Source organism: Staphylococcus sp. GDH8C109P (genome assembly GCF_017893405.1).
GTDB classification, from domain to species: Bacteria; Bacillota; Bacilli; order Staphylococcales; family Staphylococcaceae; genus Staphylococcus; species Staphylococcus cohnii.
This window is the reverse complement of the sequence record NZ_JAESMX010000009.1, coordinates 497,498-515,301: the sequence shown is the minus strand read 5'-3', so window position 1 is coordinate 515,301 and position 17,804 is coordinate 497,498. Positions and strand designations below refer to the sequence as shown.

Below are 17,804 nucleotides of genomic sequence, written 5' to 3'. Positions count from 1 at the left end.
ATGATTAGATTGAAACCAATATTGGAAATTTAAACTCATTCACTTTTAATTCAATGAATGTTATGGGGTATGTAAAATGAAATCTCAATTTAATAAGACGATGAATATTGCTGATGTCTTATTTTTGGCAATTGGCGCAATGCTTGGATGGGGCTGGGTCGTATTGTCAGGAGAATGGGTATCAACAGCAGGTTTTATAGGAAGTATTGTGGCATTTTTACTCGGTGGATTTTTAGTCATTGTTATCGGACTTACATATGCAGAATTAGCTGCTGCAATTCCAGAAACTGGTGGAGGCTTTGTATTTGTTAAAAAAGCCTTCACTCCAGGAATTGCCTTTATATCAGGTTGGTCCGTATTATTTGGCTATGTCTCTGTAATTACATTTGAAGCGGTTGCATTGCCTACCGTGATCGACTACGTCATTCCATTTCAACATCAAGGATTGATGTGGAATATCGCAGGTTGGGATGTATATTTCACATGGGTTATCATTGGCTCGATTGGAAGTGTCATTTTAACTTCACTTAATTATTTTGGTGTCAAACCTGCAGCAATTATGCAAACTGTTTTTACAATTTTTATTGTAGGTGTTGGTTTATTGCTTGTATTTGGAGCGGGCTTTAATGGTAATTTCAACAATTTACAACCATTTGAAAATGGTGTTAGTGGAACAATGTCTGTATTAATGATGATTCCATTTCTATTTGTTGGTTTTGATGTCATTCCGCAAATCGCAGAAGAAGTTAAAGCACCTGCGAAAAAAATCGGCGGTATTTTAATATTATCTATTATCGCCTCTGTAATTTTTTATTTGCTCATTGTATTTGGTGTGGCAACAGGCTTATCACCTAAAGCTTTAAGCAACAGTAATTTGGCAACAGCAGATGCAATGGCCAACTTATTTGGCCATAGTGGATTTGGTGTCTTACTTGTATTAGGCGGTGTAGCTGGCATAATTACAAGTTGGAATGCTTTTATCATTGGCGGTAGTAGAATTTTGTATGCTATGGCAAAAAATCACATGATTCCTAAATGGTTTGCATTTATTCATCCTAAGTATAAAACACCTACACACGGTATTTTATTTCTTGGTGTATTAGCGTTCGTTGCACCACTTTTAGGTAGAGCAGCACTTGTATGGATCGTTAATGCTGGCGGTATTGGCGTGGTATTAGGCTATTTACTCGTAGCGATTTCATTTATGAAATTACGCAAAGTGCAACCTGATTTAGCTAGACCTTATCGTATAAAAAATGGCAAACTCGTTGGTAGTATAGCTATTATTTTAAGTGTTTTGTTTATAGTCATCTATTTGCCAGGCATGCCATCATCGTTGGCATGGCCTTCTGAATGGCTTATCGTATTGGCTTGGTATGTTATAGCAGCGATTTTATATATAACACAAACAAGAAAATCTACTACGAATGTGCCTGTAAATGCACATGTGGATAAAGAGTAGAATGAAATAAAGCAATGATCACAACGTTATTGTTGAAAATAGTTATGTTGATTTTGGCAAAGATTACGCATGAAAATGATGAGTGAAATTTAAGCATAATTAAATTAATCAAAATAAAGGAAAGCTTGAGACATTTATGTGTCTCAGGCTTTGTCTTATTTTAAATATCATTTCTACTTTGCAATGTGAATGAGTTGGTCGCCAGGACTTATCCATTGTTTTTTTAAACAAAGTTTATAAAGAAGGAAACTAATGATGGCTGGCAATAAAATATGGAAAGTAATGATTAAGTACCAAGTCTGTATAGAACCACCCATTGTATTGATCGTCATAATTTGACCGATGAGTCCACTCGTCCCCATACCAGCACCTGCAGCGTTATTCGTCATAGGAAAGAACGTTGTCATAATAGGTGCGACAATCGCACTGGTAACAGTAGGTGGTAGTAAAATCATTGGATGCTTAATGATATTAGGGACTTGCAGCATACTTGTACCAATACCTACTGAAAGCACACCAACCCAACCATTATCTTTATAACCAGTGACTGCAAAACCAATCATTTGTGAAGCGCATCCGATTGTTGCCGCCCCTGCAGCGAGACCATTTAAGTCTAACATCAACGCTAATGCTGCGCTAGATATCGGTGCAGTTAAAGCTAAACCAAAGATAACAGCAACTAAGATGCCCATGATGAAAGGTTGTTGCTCCGTAGATGCAATAATAATTTTACCTAAGCCTGTCATAAATTGATTTAATGCTGGTCCGAAAGCTTTTGCGATAAACCCACCTATTAATATCGTTAGTAGTGGAGATAAAATAATATCGATTTTAGTTTTTCCAGCATATAATCTACTCAGTTCAACAACGATAACTGTAGCAATATAAGCGCCTACTGGACCCCCATCAAAAGTCGTATAACCTAAGGTACCTACAATAACACAAGAAAATGTAACAAGTGGTTTTGCGCCTAAACCGTAAGCAATCGCCACACCGATGGCAGCACCCGTCATGGACATTGCTACTTTACCGATTTCTGATAGAAATGTCAGATTTAATTGTGGTAGTAATGTTTGTTCTCCAAGCGTTTCTAAAATTAAGCCGATAATCAAAGAGCCAAATAAACCTAAAGCCATATAACTTAGCGCTTCAATGATCCATCTATGTAAATAATTTTTCATATTTCCTCCCCTTAAAATCATTGGTAATTAGCAAATTAATATAATTATATAGTTTGTTGTTATTTATGGCTAGACTATTTATCGATTTCTCATAAAGTTACATTGATTTTACTTACTAAGAAAGTATTGATGAAATAAGGTATAGATTCGGGGTGCAAACATTTTTTAATAAAGTACTCACTATTTTGATAAATGACATATGTGTACGTTAGATTGCGTACAGAGGACAATAAATATAGGTTGAATTTGTAAATCGTTGATAGAACTGCATTTAAACATTACTATATAAAAACACACACTAACTTTTAAAGGTCAGTGTGTGTTTTAAATGTTTTTTATGTTTGCTACTTTTCCTGGGAAATATAAAGATATTACTGATTAATCATTAAGCTTTGTTTACTGATGCATCATAGATAGAGTCGATTGTATCTGCTAAAATTTTATCAAATTCTTCATCTGATTGATTGACATTTAAGTCATTGATTAATGCACGAGAGAAACTAGCAATTAAGTCTTTGTTTTGTTTTAAAACTTCGTTAGCATGCTCTCTGCTATAACCACCAGATAAAGCAACGACACGAACCACATTAGGGTGTGCGATTAATTCTTGATATTGGTTTGCTTTAGTTGGGATTGTTAATTTTAGCATTACGAGTTCATCGTCATTTAATTTATTTAACTCTGCTAAGATTGCACTTGCTAAATATGATTCAATCTCTGCTTTGTTATCAGCATTGATATTCACTTCTGGTTCGATAATTGGTACCAAACCGGCAGAGATGATTTGTTTTCCGATTTCGAATTGTTGTTGTACGACTTGATCAATACCAGTTTTATTAAATTCTAAAATATTTGAACGCATTTTTGTACCAAAAATTTTATGGTCATTTGCACGGCTTAATAATTTATCTAAGTCTGGAATTGGCTTCATTAACTGTACGCCGTTTTGTTCTTCAGCTAAACCTTTATCTACTTTTAAGAAAGGAACGACACCTTTATCAGCTAAATAGTCACCAGTATGTTTACCATCTACTTCACGATCCATTGTTTGTTCGAAAAGAATTGCACCGATGATTTTATCAGAACTGAATGAAGGTGATGAAACAATTCGTGTACGCATATCATGCACAAGTTTAAACATTTCATCTTCACTGTTATATTGGTCTTCAGTTACACCATAGTCACTTAATGCTTTAGGGGTACTTCCACCACTTTGGTCTAACGCAGCAATGAAACCTTTGCCATTTTTTACTTTATCAAATTGTTCTTTATTCATTCTTACCACTCCTTTTACTTTTATTCATATATAGTATGATAAAAAATAGATGCCAACGCAAGTTGTAGGCTCTAAGTGAAACGAATTATTCATATTTTAATAGGATAAGCGATGTTTTATTGTTCATTGACACATATTATTTCGTTAGTGCTATTAAAAATATAGGTGTTGGATTATAAAATTCATCTTGTGTTTGATAAATACGTTGATAAATAGTCGTATCTACATGAATGGACTTCGTATTTATTTGCTTAAGGATATTTAAATCGTATTGAGGGCGGCTGTAGTGATTAATTGAAATACTTTGCTTTATATTTTCGCTCTCCGCTAACATCGTGTCTTCTAAAGCATGATGTGCGTGGTGATTTGGTAAATTACTATAATCGGTAAAAGCATCTTTTCCATAATCTCCATCAATATTAATGAGTGTAGCATTTGGTTTTAAAACCCGTAACCATTCTTGGTAGGCAGCTTTTGTATCTGGCAATAACCAAGTGACATTTCTAGAAATGACTAGGTCAAAACATGCGTCGTCAAAGTGTAAATGCTCAGCATCCATGACTTGAAAGTTGACATTCATATTAAAAATGTAAAGCATTTTGCTTTGCAGATTGAATCATTTCAGGGGAAAGATCAATGCCAGTAACTTGTGCGCCTTGTTGCTGGCATAGTATTGCCAAAAAACCTGCACCTGTGCCAATGTCTAAGATTTTCATACCAGGTCTAATTGTTATAATCTGATTTATCTCAGCTAACCATCTTTCTGCGTGCACACTTTTTAGTTCTGCTTGTTTATCTTGACTGAAGGATGACGCACGCTTATTCCAATAATTAATTATTTTATTTTTGTTCATGATAAATACCTCATTTATTATAAATACACTATATATGGATTATAAGCTATTTTAGCTGAAAAGTATGGGCTTAATATTTTTTGTAAAAAGAAAAACGGGACAGGAATTGCTTGTAAAGCATGATTTCTGTCCCGTTCTTTATGCGCGTTATTCTAATGACTTACGTGGAAGGCCGTATTGATTACCTGTTTTGTCACTGTCAGTAATCATGTAAAAGAATGCGACGATATTTAAAATGAAGAAAATAATACTGGCAATGCCTAAAATGCCTTCTAAAATATTGAAAAATATGCCTTCTCCATATGTGATATATGAACCAATAAAAAATAATATGAAAAAGATACTAAATATAATTGGAAAAGTCATTGTTCGGCCAATATCATGCATGCGTCTTGTAGCTACTGAAAAATCTGGGATAAAGATAATAATTGTAAATAAAGCGCTAATTGCGTCACTCATCGACATAGGTATTTTGAAAATATGATCTAATAGTATAGCCAATAGGATAGAGATTAACACATTGACCAAAAATGGAAACCACAATTCTTTTCTTCTGGCACGCCCTTTAAAATCAAACGCATTTTGCCAATACAATTTATAATAATGCCACATGATATAAACTCCTTTGTCAAATATTGATAACAAACAATATTATTCTAACAAAATTAAAATATATCACAACTTAAAAACGTATTAAATTTGTGATATCAAAAAGAAAATAACAACTTTTCGAAAAAATATAAAACTAATATTAATACACTATTTATGAATAATAATACAAAAAGAAAGTTTGTTCCATTCGTTAATTTCGTTAAATTTAAACTTAACACTACGATTAGAACGAATTTCAAGACTGTGGATGTTATAAAAATTATATATTTATTCATCTTTTGAGTTTGTGATTTTTGAATGTAATTTGCATTATTATTAAAAGTTCGTTAGGCTCATGTTTGTAATTTAATAAATGGTTTTGCTAAAAAATTATATTAATTAGCAAATTTTTTACATATTTTACTAACAATAAGGGGTGTCTATTGTGAAAAAAGAAAGAGTAAAAGTAATGGATTGGACGACCTTTATAGGGTCTTCGCTGATATTACTTATTGCAGTTATTCCGATGATGGTTTTTCCTAAGGCCAGTCAGGACATAATAACGCATTTAAATGATGTCGTGTCGAGTACACTCGGCTCAGTATATTTATTGATTGGACTTGCAACGTTAATATTTGTACTCTACATCGCATTTGGTAAATATGGCAATGTAACGCTTGGTGAAGCGACAGATAAGCCAGAATTTAATAATTTTAGTTGGGCAGCTATGCTGTTTTGTGCCGGAATTGCTTCAGATATCTTATACTGGGGCGTTATTGAATGGGCATTCTATTATCAAGATCCACCACATGGCGGTAAAGGAATGACGGATAGTGCATTGAATTACGCTACTATGTATGGCATGTTCCATTGGGGTCCAATTGCTTGGGCTACATTTGTACTGCCAGCATTGGCAATTGGTTATCTTGTTTTTATCAAGAAAAAACCAGTTTACAAAATCAGTCAAACAATGCGTCCGATCTTAAAAGGTCAGACAGATGGCATTATAGGAAAAATAGTTGATATTCTATTTATCTTTGGTCTACTTGGTGGCGCAGCTACGTCACTAGCACTTGGCGTACCAATGATTTCTGCAGGTATAGAAAAATTAACAGGTATAGGAGACAGTATGTTGATGCGTAGTATTATTCTATTCACAATTACAGCTGTCTTTGCATATAGTTCTTACTCTGGTTTGAAAAAAGGAATTAAAGTTTTAAGTGATGCAAATGTTATTTTATCTTTTGTATTACTAGGATTTGTATTTATTGTTGGACCAACGGTATTCATCATGGAAACCTCTATTACAGGCATGGGTAACATGATTAAAAACTTTTTCCAAATGGCTACATGGATTGAACCATTTGGTGGTATAGGTGGTCGTAAAGAAACGAATTTTCCACAACAATGGACGATTTTCTATTGGTCATGGTGGATTGTATATGCGCCATTTATAGGATTGTTTATTGCACGTATTTCTAAAGGGCGTACACTTAAAGAAATTGTGCTTGGTACAATCATTTATGGAACGTTAGGATGTGCACTGTTCTTTGGTATCTTTGGTAACTATGCAGTTTATTTACAAATCACTGGTTCATTCGATGTGATACATTTCCTAAATACGCATGGCACAGAGGCTACTATTATAGAAGTGATGCATCAATTGCCGTTCCCTAATTTAATCATCGTGCTATTCTTGTTATCTGCATTCTTATTCTTAGCAACAACATTTGATTCAGGTTCTTATATATTGGCTGCGGCTTCTCAAAAGAAAGTTATAGGCGAGCCATTAAAAGCAAATAGATTATACTGGGCTTTTGCTCTATGTCTATTACCATTTGGATTGATGTTAGTAGGTGGGGAACGAGCTTTAGAAGTCTTAAAAACAGCTTCTTTATTGGCAAGTGTCCCTCTGTTGGCCATATTTGTCATGATGATGATTTCATTCTTAAGGACATTGTCCGAAGATAGATTGAAACTTGAAGATAGAGCAGAAAAATATAGAGAAGTAGAAAGACGTTCTTTACGCATAACACAAGTAAGAGAACGTAGAGAAAATGATAAATAAAAATAACAAGCGCACCAAAATCTTATTTTACGGTAAGATTTTAGTGTGCTTTTTTATAATAACTAGCTATTAATCAAACATTGAAAAGTGAGTTTATTCACGGTATTTCAATTCGTATGAGCACATACTTAAAGCTGAGACATAACGAACTGTCTCAGCTTTTTGTTAGTCTTTTTTTTCTGGAATTGGGAAATATTTAAATATTTCACCAGATTCTAATGCATTACTTAAATTGTCTAGCCATTCATAATAAGGCAAAGTATCAAGTAATTGTTGTTTAACTTCCTCTGCTTCCGATTTTGTAGCTTCGTCTGCTTTACTGTTATCAATAATCTTATCAAGTATAGCTACTGCATCGTGAACGCCTTCTGAATTAATAACAATCTCCCGACGCCATTTGCGTGAAAAGAAATTACTAAAGAAATTAAAGAAATCCTTTTCAGCGACAAAATGTTGTTTTCTACTACCACGTGTGAATTGTTGCTTAACAATATCAAATTCTTGAAGTCTTTTAACACCAGCACTCATGCTGGGTTTGCTCATTTGTAACTGTTCTCTCATTTCATCAAGTGTCATACTGTCTTCAAAAAGCATTGTTCCAAATAAGTTTCCTACACTTCTATTGATGCCGTATAAATCCATGGTTTCGCCTATAGCATTAATAACGATATCCTTAGCTTCCTCTAATTGATAATCAGGGTTGGTCGAATGTACCAATTGTCCACCTCCGTTCAAGTCCATATATAGTTAAGTGAAAAATAAATAGTGAGTTCCTATAGTTTACATTCCATACTCAAAAGATGCATGTATAAACCCCTATCATATTTAAACACATTTGACACTTTTTCAACTACTATGATAACATAAAGTTCATAAAATTCGTTAAATAAAAATTTAACAAACTTAACGGAGGTAATTTTAATGGAACTTGTAGATCATTTATCTCGTCTTCAATATATAGATGGAGAATGGGTGGAAAGCTCAAATAAGCAAACGAGAGAGATTATTAATCCATATAATCAAGCAGTTATTCTTGAAGTAGCAGAAGGAACTGCAGAAGATAGTGAACGTGCAATTTTAGCAGCAAGACGCGCTTTTGAAGAAGGAACATGGGCTAATGAAACAAGTGAAAATAGAGGTAAGAAAGTTAGAGCAATAGCTAATTTAATTGAAACGCATCGTGAAGAATTAGCGAAACTTGAAACGTTAGATACAGGTAAGACATTAGAAGAGTCTTATGCTGATATGGACGATATTGCAAATGTATTTAACTTTTTCGCTGGGTTAGCAGATAAAGATGGAGGAGAAATTATTGATTCTCCGATCCCAAATACAGAAAGTAAAGTCGTTAAAGAACCAGTTGGTGTAGTTACACAAATCACACCTTGGAATTATCCTTTACTTCAAGCATCTTGGAAAATTGCGCCAGCATTAGCGACTGGTTGTTCTTTAGTAATGAAACCAAGTGAAATTACACCATTAACAACAATCCGTGTGTTTGAATTGATGGAAGAAGTTGGCTTCCCTAAAGGCGTTATTAACCTAGTATTAGGTAAGGGTTCTGAAGTAGGAGAACCATTATCAGCGCATAAAGATGTCGATTTAGTATCATTTACAGGTGGTATTCAGACAGGTAAACACATTATGAAACAAGCGGCAGATCATGTAACGAATGTTGCTTTAGAATTAGGTGGTAAAAATCCTAATATTATATTCGGTGATGCAGACTTTGAGCTTGCAGTTGATCAGGCACTAAATGGTGGCTTTTTCCATGCAGGACAAGTTTGTTCAGCAGGTGCCAGAATTTTAGTGGATAACAAAATTAAAAACCAATTTGAACAAGCATTAATTGAGAGAATCAAAAACATAAAATTAGGCGATGGCTTTAACCCAGAAACTGAAATGGGTCCAGTAATCTCTGTAGAACATAGAGAAAAAATAGAGAAATATATGGAAGTAGCTAAATCAGAAAATGCCATTATTGCAATAGGTGGTAAGCGACCAGAACGTGAAGACTTACAAGATGGCTTATTCTTTGAACCAACAGTGATTACTGATTGCGATACTTCAATGCGCATCGTTCAAGAAGAAGTGTTTGGCCCTGTTGTAACAATCGAAGGTTTTGATACAGAAGAGCAGGCAATCACACTAGCTAACGATTCTATTTATGGACTAGCTGGCGGTGTATTTACTAACGATGTTGGTAAAGCAGAACGTGTCGTTAATCAATTAAGAATGGGCACAGTTTGGATTAACGATTTCCATCCATATTTTGCACAAGCACCTTGGGGTGGATATAAGCAGTCAGGTATTGGTAGAGAACTTGGAAAAGAAGGTCTAGCAGAGTATCAAGTTGAGAAACATATCCTTCGTAATACAAATCCAGAGCCTGTGAATTGGTTCGGTAAAGCGTAACGTTAATCACTAAAATTAACTAAAAATCTTAGAAATATATATCAGGAGGCTATAAAAATGAGAGAAGCGTATGATTATATTATTATCGGAGGCGGCAGTGCCGGATCAGTATTAGGTGCGAGAATTAGTGAAGATGTATCTAATAATGTACTTGTACTTGAAGCAGGACGCAGCGATTACCCTTGGGATTTATTAATCCAAATGCCAGCTGCTTTAATGTATCCAGCAGGTAATAAGCTATATGACTGGATTTATGAAACTAATGAAGAACCACATATGGATGGTAGAAAAGTAGGTCATGCCCGTGGTAAAGTGCTTGGCGGTTCAAGTTCTATTAACGGCATGATTTATCAAAGAGGTAACCCAATGGACTATGAAAAATGGGCAAAACCTGAAGGTATGGAGAATTGGGATTTTGCGCATTGTTTACCATACTTTAAGCGTTTAGAAACAACATTTGGTTCAAGTAAAGATGATCCATATCGTGGCCATCATGGTCCGATTAAGTTAAGAAGAGGTCCAGCAACAAATCCACTATTCCAAGCATTTTTCAATGCAGGTGTAGAAGCGGGCTATAATAAAACACCAGATGTTAATGGTTTCCGACAAGAAGGATTTGGTCCTTTTGATAGCCAAGTTCATAATGGTCGTCGTGTTTCAGCTTCAAGAGCTTATTTACATCCAGCTATGAAACGTAAAAATTTAGACGTACAAACACGTGCTTTTGTTACTAAATTAAATTTTGATGGAAATAAAGTAACTGGTGTTACATTCAAGAAAAATGGTAAAGAACATACAGTTAATGCTAAAGAAGTTATTTTATCAGGTGGTGCAATTAATTCACCACAATTATTACAATTATCAGGTATTGGTGATTCAGAACATTTACGTTCTGTAGGAATCGAACCTCGTTTACATTTACCAGGTGTTGGGGAAAACTTTGAAGATCATTTAGAAGTATATGTACAACATGCATGTAAACAACCTGTATCAATGCAACCAAGTTTGAATAAATTGAAAATGCCATTTATTGGTTTGCAATGGATATTAGGTCGTAAAGGTGCTGCTGCATCCAATCATTTTGAAGGTGGCGGCTTTGTGCGTTCTAACAATGAAGTAGATTACCCAAATCTAATGTTCCACTTCTTACCAATTGCAGTAAGATATGATGGCACTAAAGCACCAACAGCACATGGTTACCAAGTGCATGTTGGTCCAATGTACTCTAATTCACGCGGTCACTTGAAGATCAAATCTAAAGACCCATTTGAAAAACCTGATTTTGTCTTTAATTACTTATCTACTGAAGAAGATAAACGTGAATGGGTAGAAGCAATTAAGGTCGCTAGAAATATCTTGTCTCAAAAAGCTTTAGATCCTTTCAATGGTGGAGAAATTTCACCAGGACCTGAAGTTCAAACAGATGAAGAAATTATCGAATGGGTAAAACGTGACGGAGAAACAGCATTGCATCCATCTTGTAGTTGTAGAATGGGACCAAAATCTGATGAAATGTCAGTAGTAGATCCTGATACATTTAAAGTACATGGTATGGAAAACTTACGTGTTGTAGATGCTTCAGTTATGCCACGCACGACAAACGGTAATATCCATTCTCCAGTATTAATGATAGCTGAAAGAGCTGCTGATGTAATCAGAGGTAAAAAACTATTAGAACCTGAACATATTGATTATTATCGTCATGGTGTACATGATAAAGATGCAGGAACAGTAAAATAATTTATAAGTTAAGACACTATATAGCACATCCCTTTTTCATTCATTGTGAATGAGAAAGGGATGTTTATGTTTAATATGTTGAATCGAGACCAACTGTTGTAAAATGGCGTTCTCTTTAATTTATGAAACTTAATGCGCTTAGACGAAAATGTGTTTACCTTATACTATAGCGCATCAGTTACAGTGATTTTGTAACGTGTTGACGCCTGGGGGAATAGTATGATTGAGAGACTACAGGCTCGAGCCATATCCCCAGGCAAGCATGCACGATCAAAATCATAATATTTTAAATATAAAGAGGACAAATCCATTGTTAAGGATTTGCCCTCTTATTTTGAGCATAAGCGTGTATATCCATGCGCTTTGCATCATTCATTCAATATTTATTGATTTTTGGTAATCAAATCAGCGATTGCTTTAGAAGCATTACCATTTTCAATTGAACAAAAATCGTTATAAAACTTATTAATTTCAGATTTATAGTCATTTTCAATTTGATCTAAGTGTTGTAGGTCCTCTGCTAGTTTATGAGCATCTTGATAAATAGGTCCCGGTAAATCTTTGTGATAATCTAAATAGAAGCCTCTCAAATCTTTGGCATATTTATCTAGGTCATAAGCAAAGAAGATTTGAGGTCTTTTTAGCACACCATAATCAAACATTACTGAAGAATAATCTGTAATTAAGCAGTCAGAAATTAGATATAATTCCGAGATATCACTATAATTTGATACATCAATTGCAAAATCTTCATAACCTCTTAAATCTAATGCGTTAGCGATAAGGTAATGCATTCTTAATAGAATAACATAGTCATCACCAATTTTTTCTTGCAAGTTATTTAGATCGATTTTTAAGTCGAATAAATATTTTCCTTTTTTGACAAATTCATCATCACGCCAAGTTGGTGCGTACATAATTACTTTTTTGTCTTCAGGCAAGTTTAAGTTTTCTTTGATTTCTTGAATGTAAGCTTGATCATTTGCACGATTAACTAAGACATCATTTCTAGGATAACCAATTTCAAGTATTTTTTCTGGTGGCATCCAAAAAGCTGTTTCAAATATCTTAGATGAATAAGCGTTTGGAGAGATAAGATAATCCCATCTGCTTGTTTCTTCCTTGAAATTACGTTTATAGTTATCAGTTGTTGTTCCAGGCATACGGATGACTTTCATATCATTTGCTAAACGTTTTAAAGGTGTTCCATGCCAAGTTTGAATATAAACTTGATTAGCTTTTTTATTCAAGTATAAAGGCAGCCTTGCATTTGTTACCCAGTATTTAGCGCTAGCATATGCTTCATAATATGCTTGTGAACCTTTTTTAACTTTTTTAGCAGGTCCTGGTAAATATACTTGATCAGGTTTTCTGAAGACCCAAATAAATTCATAGTTTGGATGGTATTTCATCATATATTCATAGATATATTTTGGACTGTCACTATAATTTTTACCACCAAAAGCTTCAAAAATGATCGTATTCGGCTTAACTTTGTTTTCATTATCTGTAAGTTGATATAATGAACGATTTTTATTTTTCCGACGTAAAACAACATTTTTGGCTAAACGAGCACGCTTTCTAAATCTATTAACTTTAAATGCTGGTGTTTTCTTATTAAACATAAGCATTAATGATTCTAAAATAAATAATGGTTTTTCACTCTTGAATATTGTAGTCATTAACTGCCTAGTGACTTTTGGTAAAAGTTCGCTATTTGATTCATATCTTTCTGGTGTTTTTCTTAATGATGGTTCAAAAGAATCTCTATATAAATTCTTCATTTTAGTTTTTATGAATTTCTTATTTTCTTTTAAAGGCGCACGTTTTACAGCGTCTGAAAAGCTATATACATAGTCATTAAAAATAATATTGAAATCTTGAGTTGATAAAGTCGGTTTTTCGAAAGGATCATAGATTTCTCCTTTAATATAGAAAGGAAATCTACTGATTCTTACAAAACCATTAGAATATTTAATGAATTCTAAGACGAAAGACCAATCGATAAAGATATCTAAATCTTCATTGAATTTAATATTATGTCCACGTATGATGGCTGTTTTAAAAACGATGTTACAAACAGAATGTTTACGCAGAAACTGATTTGATTTTGTTTTAGTGTTTAAATATTGCACTTTCACTAAATTTTGGTCAACGTATTGAGGTACATCTAAAGTGAAAGAATGAATAGGTGCAATTAAAGCATCGTATTGATTTAAATGTTTCATATAAAAAGCGAGCGCATATGATGCAAGATAATCATCAGAATCTATAAATATAAAATAAGGTGATGTTACTGCTTCTAACGCGATATTTCTTGCGTAAGCATGCCCATAGTTTTGAGTTAAATCAATTTCTTTAATTGAGATGTTCCAATCTTTGATTGTTTCAGTTGCAATAGATTTTGAATTATCAGTTGAACCATCGTTAACTAATATTAATTCAAAATCCTGGAACCTTTGATTTTTTAAGCTGTTTAAGCATTTTTCAATATAATCTTCTGAGTTATAATAAGTTACAATAACAGATACAGATTTCATTATTTTACCTCTTTTTCCATTAACTCTATTTATTATTTGAATAGCACACATCGTCTGCTAATGTTCAAAATAATAGGGTGTTTTTTTAAAAACAAGTTCACCGTTTGTGAGTTAAAACGGATTTATTTATTTTACTACAATATAAATATATATTCAAAACATCAACTATTGTTTAATCTCAATTATACTATATATGACTTATTGATAAAAAATATTTTTCTTAGTTTATTCATTATTTTAATAAATCAAAAACTTCATTAATACGAAATTCATGAGTCAAAGTAATGTTATTCTCGAAGTTTAAAAATCATTAAATTTTTAAACAGATGATTTGTAAAATATAACAAATTGCGTATAATTTGATTTTGTAAAAAAGACTAAGGAGAATTTTGAAATGAAAAATAATGATTTTGAAGATGTTGTATTAAATAGAAAATCTGTAAAAGTGTTTGATGAGCAAGTTAAAATTCCTAGATCAGAAATGGATGAGATGATACAAAAAGCAACAAAAGCGCCATCATCTGTGAATATGCAACCGTGGAGATTTTTAGTGGTTGAAAGTGAAGCAGGGAAAGAAAAATTGAAACCACTTGTTCGTTTTAATACACGCCAAAATGATACATCCGCAGCTATGGTTATTATATTTGGCGACATGCAAAATTATGAATATGGAGAAGATATTTATCATAATGCAGTTTTAAATGGTTATATGCCTGAAGAAGTAAAGGTTGAAATGTTGGGAAAAATATCGCCCTTATATAAAAGTTTAAATCGTTCAGAAATGAATGATATTATTAAAATTGATAGTAGTTTAGCAGCAATGCAATTTATGCTCGTTGCTAGATCTTATGGTTATGACACAAATCCAATTGGTGGTTTTGAAAAAGATCAAATTGCTGAAGCATTCGATTTAGACCCAGAACGCTTTGAACCAGTAATGATTGTTGCAATTGGAAAGGCTAAAAATCCTGGACATGACTCATACAGGTTGTCAGCAGAAACTGTTACAAAATATGTTTAAAAATTATAGTTTTGATAAAATTCGTCTAATTATTAGTTATAATTTAGATAATAGACAAATCATTATTGATAAGTAATGTTGTCTAAATATGAATTTGTATTTTTAAAAGGATTAAAATTATAAGTTAATAAAGACAAAAAGAGTTTAGACGAAAAATTTGATACTCAAGAATAAGCACGCGAACGCTATTTGGTTTCGCGTGTTTATTTTTAAATTGCTTACTACACAATATAAATTTCATTTTAATATATGTAATAAAAGCTTAATTTTTTAAAGTTTGTTATGCTATAAATAGTTTATAAATATATGAAGCGATTGAATTTATAATTTGAAAAACATTTCAACAATTTATATTGTATTGAAGGGGTTTTAGGTGATGAGATATAAAGTTTTACTTCCTTTATTGTTTTTATGTTTTATCGTAGTTAGTGCCTGCTGTTTATTAAATATTAAGCATTTGAACCATAATGTTTCATTTTATGCAGTGGGAGATAATTTAATTCATCCAGAAGTATATAATGATGCTTCGGTGAACAATGGGAATTTTGATTTCAAACCAATGTATAGTCATTTAAAAAAAGATATTGAAGCTTCAGATATAGCTTATATAAATCAAGAATCTCCCATTGGTGGAGATAGTAAAGGTTTGTCTGGGTTTAAGCGGTTTAATACGCCAGAAGCTATAGCAAAAGATTTATCCGACACAGGGTTCAATTTAGTGAACGGTGCTAATAATCATGCATTAGATCAAGGAATGAGCGGACTTATGAATGAAATTGCACTTTGGAATCAATTTGATGATATTGAATATTTTGGGACATACAATTCGCAAAACAATAGAGATAAAATTCAAATCATGAATAAAAACGATATTAATATAGCGTTATTGAGTTATACATATGGCACGAATGATATTCAATCTGATAAACCATATTACATTAACTATTTCGATGAAAAACAAATTAAAAAGGATGTGGCTAAGGCCAAAAAACAAGGTGATTTTGTCATCGTTTCAGCGCATTGGGGTAATGAAGGCAAACATAACCCAAACAAAACACAAAAGAAATTTGCGAAAGTGTTTGCGGACGCTGGGGTAGATGTAGTGATTGGGACACACCCCCATGTCATTCAACCTGTGGAGTGGGTTAAAGGTAAAGATAATCATAAAACACTAGTGGCTTATTCCCTGGGAAATTTTTTGAATGGCCAGGCAACAGGTGATGAAAACAATATACTGGGAGGCAATTTAACGTTCAATATTGAAAAGTCTCCGAAACAAACTAAAATTAATCAGGTTAAATGGAAATCACTGGTAACACATTATGAGCTGGAACCTACGTTGTATAAAAATAAGAAACAAAATTTTAAAATGTATCCATTGAATCAATATAATAATGAATTAGCTCATAGGCATGGGTTAAATCAAACAAAGCAAGGTGACGTTAACGTACAACGTTTAGAGGAAATCACTAAAGCACATATCGATCCTGCATTTTTAACAGAAGAAAGTTTCTGATTATTAACTGTTTATAAAATCAAAGCATATATTTTTAAGCAAAAAAGAAGAAGTATAATCAATTCACATATTTTGATTATGCTTCTTCTTTGATTTACATATATTTATTTTACTTGCTTAGCTAAATTTGTGATGTAATTAAAGAAACTATCATGTTCAACATGATGTACCACAGAAACTAATCGGCCATTTTCTTCATCGATATATGTACTTCCTTGACTAGGGCCATCAACATGAACAGAAGTTTTAACATCGTGTTGTTTTACCAAGTCTGGTTTGCCTATGTAAGCAGTTGTTAAGACATCCCATAAGAAATATGTAGAATTTGTTTGGAAATGTGTGAGCGGCGGTACTGCAGCATAACTTACACCTAAAAAATCAACACCGGTATACGCACGCTCATTTGCCCACATTTGTCTGATATCCCAAGTCATAGGTACTTGATTTGTACTTTCTAAAGCGACCATATCAATTTTTAGCGTTGAATCAAAAATAGTTTTAACTGCTTCAGGATCCCAAAATGCATTCCATTCAGCTGTACCGTCATGTTCGGGTTCTTCAACATTACCTTTATCTAAAAATGTGCCTCCCATCCATACTAAGCGTTCAATGTTATTTACGAGTTTTGGTTCGATAGTGATAGCTTTAGCTAAATCCGTAAGCGGTCCAGTAAATAATAAAGTGACTTTTTCATCGCTTGCGCTCACTTTTTCTATAATATCTTCATAAGCTGCGTGTTTTAGCAATTTGGAGTGTTGCGAAGTAGGTTCATTCAGTATAGGTAAAGCATCCATAAAGAATGCATGCATACGCCAATCTTTAGGAAATGGATTTTTGCCGCGTTCTTTCGATGCTGCTACGTGGATAGGCGTTGATGAAAAACGATTTATAATTTTTTGTGAAGCACTCACAGCTGGTTCTACATAGCTATCAGCGCCAATTGCACTGACACCAATCAAATCAACTTCTTCCATTTGAATTAATAAAAAAAGTGAGACTAAATCATCTACACCACCGTCATGGTTAAAATAAACTTTTTTCATAAAATGTAATCCTCCGAATTTAATGATTTTTAATCATTATACCAAACTCAGTTATTAGAAATAGTTCATTCAACAAAAGTTCATAAATCTTAAGAAC

General features: G+C 33.2%; 14 protein-coding genes. 6 read left to right on the top strand and 8 right to left on the bottom strand.

Features of this window, described 5'->3' with window-relative positions:
• The first annotated feature begins 76 nt into the window (after window positions 1-76).
• Window positions 77-1,462, top strand: coding sequence for an APC family permease (locus KA867_RS04265; RefSeq protein ID WP_107385776.1), 1,386 nt, complete (start codon window positions 77-79; stop codon window positions 1,460-1,462).
• Between the two features lie 173 nt (window positions 1,463-1,635).
• Here KA867_RS04265 and KA867_RS04260 read toward each other — a convergent pair whose 3' ends face one another.
• The 5 genes from KA867_RS04260 to KA867_RS04245 all read right to left on the bottom strand — a co-directional run bounded on the left by KA867_RS04260 (window position 1,636) and on the right by KA867_RS04245 (window position 5,385).
• A complete protein-coding gene (locus KA867_RS04260) occupies window positions 1,636-2,643 on the bottom strand; it encodes a PTS sugar transporter subunit IIC (protein ID WP_210137101.1) in 1,008 nt (335 codons plus the stop codon).
• Between the two features lie 385 nt (window positions 2,644-3,028).
• Window positions 3,029-3,919, bottom strand: coding sequence for a fructose bisphosphate aldolase (locus KA867_RS04255; RefSeq protein ID WP_107383828.1), 891 nt, complete (start codon window positions 3,917-3,919; stop codon window positions 3,029-3,031).
• A 136-nt stretch (window positions 3,920-4,055) separates the two neighbouring features.
• Window positions 4,056-4,478 (bottom strand): class I SAM-dependent methyltransferase, encoded by a 423-nt coding sequence (locus tag KA867_RS13515; RefSeq protein WP_281060318.1) that lies wholly within the window; start codon window positions 4,476-4,478, stop codon window positions 4,056-4,058.
• A 22-nt stretch (window positions 4,479-4,500) separates the two neighbouring features.
• A complete protein-coding gene (locus tag KA867_RS13510) occupies window positions 4,501-4,773 on the bottom strand; it encodes a class I SAM-dependent methyltransferase (RefSeq protein WP_281060317.1) in 273 nt (90 codons plus the stop codon).
• Between the two features lie 147 nt (window positions 4,774-4,920).
• Window positions 4,921-5,385, bottom strand: coding sequence for a DUF805 domain-containing protein (locus KA867_RS04245; RefSeq protein ID WP_210137100.1), 465 nt, complete (start codon window positions 5,383-5,385; stop codon window positions 4,921-4,923).
• A 424-nt stretch (window positions 5,386-5,809) separates the two neighbouring features.
• On the opposite strand from KA867_RS04245, the gene KA867_RS04240 reads away from it, so the two are divergent.
• Entirely contained in the window at window positions 5,810-7,432 is a 1,623-nt protein-coding gene (locus tag KA867_RS04240) for a BCCT family transporter (RefSeq protein WP_210137099.1), read from the top strand.
• Between the two features lie 165 nt (window positions 7,433-7,597).
• Here the strand turns inward: KA867_RS04240 and cudC are convergent, their stop codons facing one another.
• A complete protein-coding gene (cudC, locus tag KA867_RS04235; RefSeq protein WP_107383832.1) occupies window positions 7,598-8,149 on the bottom strand; it encodes a choline uptake/conversion transcriptional regulator CudC in 552 nt (183 codons plus the stop codon).
• A 204-nt stretch (window positions 8,150-8,353) separates the two neighbouring features.
• Between cudC and betB the strand changes: the two genes are divergently transcribed.
• Window positions 8,354-9,847 (top strand): betaine-aldehyde dehydrogenase, encoded by a 1,494-nt coding sequence (gene betB, locus KA867_RS04230; RefSeq protein ID WP_210137098.1) that lies wholly within the window; start codon window positions 8,354-8,356, stop codon window positions 9,845-9,847.
• A gap of 57 nt (window positions 9,848-9,904) precedes the next feature.
• On the top strand, window positions 9,905-11,587 hold the full coding sequence (gene betA / locus KA867_RS04225) for a choline dehydrogenase (RefSeq protein ID WP_107383834.1): 1,683 nt from the start codon (window positions 9,905-9,907) through the stop codon (window positions 11,585-11,587).
• Between the two features lie 383 nt (window positions 11,588-11,970).
• On the opposite strand, the gene KA867_RS04220 is transcribed toward betA, so the two are convergent.
• Complete coding sequence (locus KA867_RS04220; RefSeq protein WP_210137097.1) at window positions 11,971-14,127, bottom strand: bifunctional glycosyltransferase family 2 protein/CDP-glycerol:glycerophosphate glycerophosphotransferase; 2,157 nt, start codon at window positions 14,125-14,127, stop codon at window positions 11,971-11,973.
• A gap of 394 nt (window positions 14,128-14,521) precedes the next feature.
• On the opposite strand from KA867_RS04220, the gene KA867_RS04215 reads away from it, so the two are divergent.
• Both KA867_RS04215 and KA867_RS04210 read left to right on the top strand, forming a co-directional pair.
• Window positions 14,522-15,148 carry a nitroreductase family protein gene (locus tag KA867_RS04215; RefSeq protein ID WP_210137096.1) on the top strand — a complete coding sequence of 209 codons (627 nt, stop codon included), beginning with the start codon at window positions 14,522-14,524 and terminating at the stop codon, window positions 15,146-15,148.
• Window positions 15,149-15,524: 376 nt separating this feature from the next.
• Window positions 15,525-16,664 carry a CapA family protein gene (locus tag KA867_RS04210; RefSeq protein WP_210137095.1) on the top strand — a complete coding sequence of 380 codons (1,140 nt, stop codon included), beginning with the start codon at window positions 15,525-15,527 and terminating at the stop codon, window positions 16,662-16,664.
• Window positions 16,665-16,768: 104 nt separating this feature from the next.
• On the opposite strand, the gene KA867_RS04205 is transcribed toward KA867_RS04210, so the two are convergent.
• Window positions 16,769-17,707 carry a nucleoside hydrolase gene (locus tag KA867_RS04205; protein WP_119536015.1) on the bottom strand — a complete coding sequence of 313 codons (939 nt, stop codon included), beginning with the start codon at window positions 17,705-17,707 and terminating at the stop codon, window positions 16,769-16,771.
• Window positions 17,708-17,804: the final 97 nt, after the last annotated feature.

Bases quoted from the DNA above. Each gene is read 5' to 3' on its own strand.
- KA867_RS13510 (WP_281060317.1), bottom strand. From the start codon at position 4,773: ATGAACAAAAATAAAATAATTAATTATTGGAATAAGCGTGCGTCATCC.
- KA867_RS04215 (WP_210137096.1), top strand. From the start codon at position 14,522: ATGAAAAATAATGATTTTGAAGATGTTGTATTAAATAGAAAATCTGTA.
- KA867_RS04220 (WP_210137097.1), bottom strand. From the start codon at position 14,127: ATGAAATCTGTATCTGTTATTGTAACTTATTATAACTCAGAAGATTAT.
- KA867_RS04260 (WP_210137101.1), bottom strand. From the start codon at position 2,643: ATGAAAAATTATTTACATAGATGGATCATTGAAGCGCTAAGTTATATG.
- betA (WP_107383834.1), top strand. From the start codon at position 9,905: ATGAGAGAAGCGTATGATTATATTATTATCGGAGGCGGCAGTGCCGGA.
- KA867_RS04255 (WP_107383828.1), bottom strand. From the start codon at position 3,919: ATGAATAAAGAACAATTTGATAAAGTAAAAAATGGCAAAGGTTTCATT.
- KA867_RS04210 (WP_210137095.1), top strand. From the start codon at position 15,525: ATGAGATATAAAGTTTTACTTCCTTTATTGTTTTTATGTTTTATCGTA.
- KA867_RS04245 (WP_210137100.1), bottom strand. From the start codon at position 5,385: ATGTGGCATTATTATAAATTGTATTGGCAAAATGCGTTTGATTTTAAA.
- KA867_RS04265 (WP_107385776.1), top strand. From the start codon at position 77: ATGAAATCTCAATTTAATAAGACGATGAATATTGCTGATGTCTTATTT.
- KA867_RS04205 (WP_119536015.1), bottom strand. From the start codon at position 17,707: ATGAAAAAAGTTTATTTTAACCATGACGGTGGTGTAGATGATTTAGTC.
- betB (WP_210137098.1), top strand. From the start codon at position 8,354: ATGGAACTTGTAGATCATTTATCTCGTCTTCAATATATAGATGGAGAA.
- KA867_RS13515 (WP_281060318.1), bottom strand. From the start codon at position 4,478: ATGGATGCTGAGCATTTACACTTTGACGACGCATGTTTTGACCTAGTC.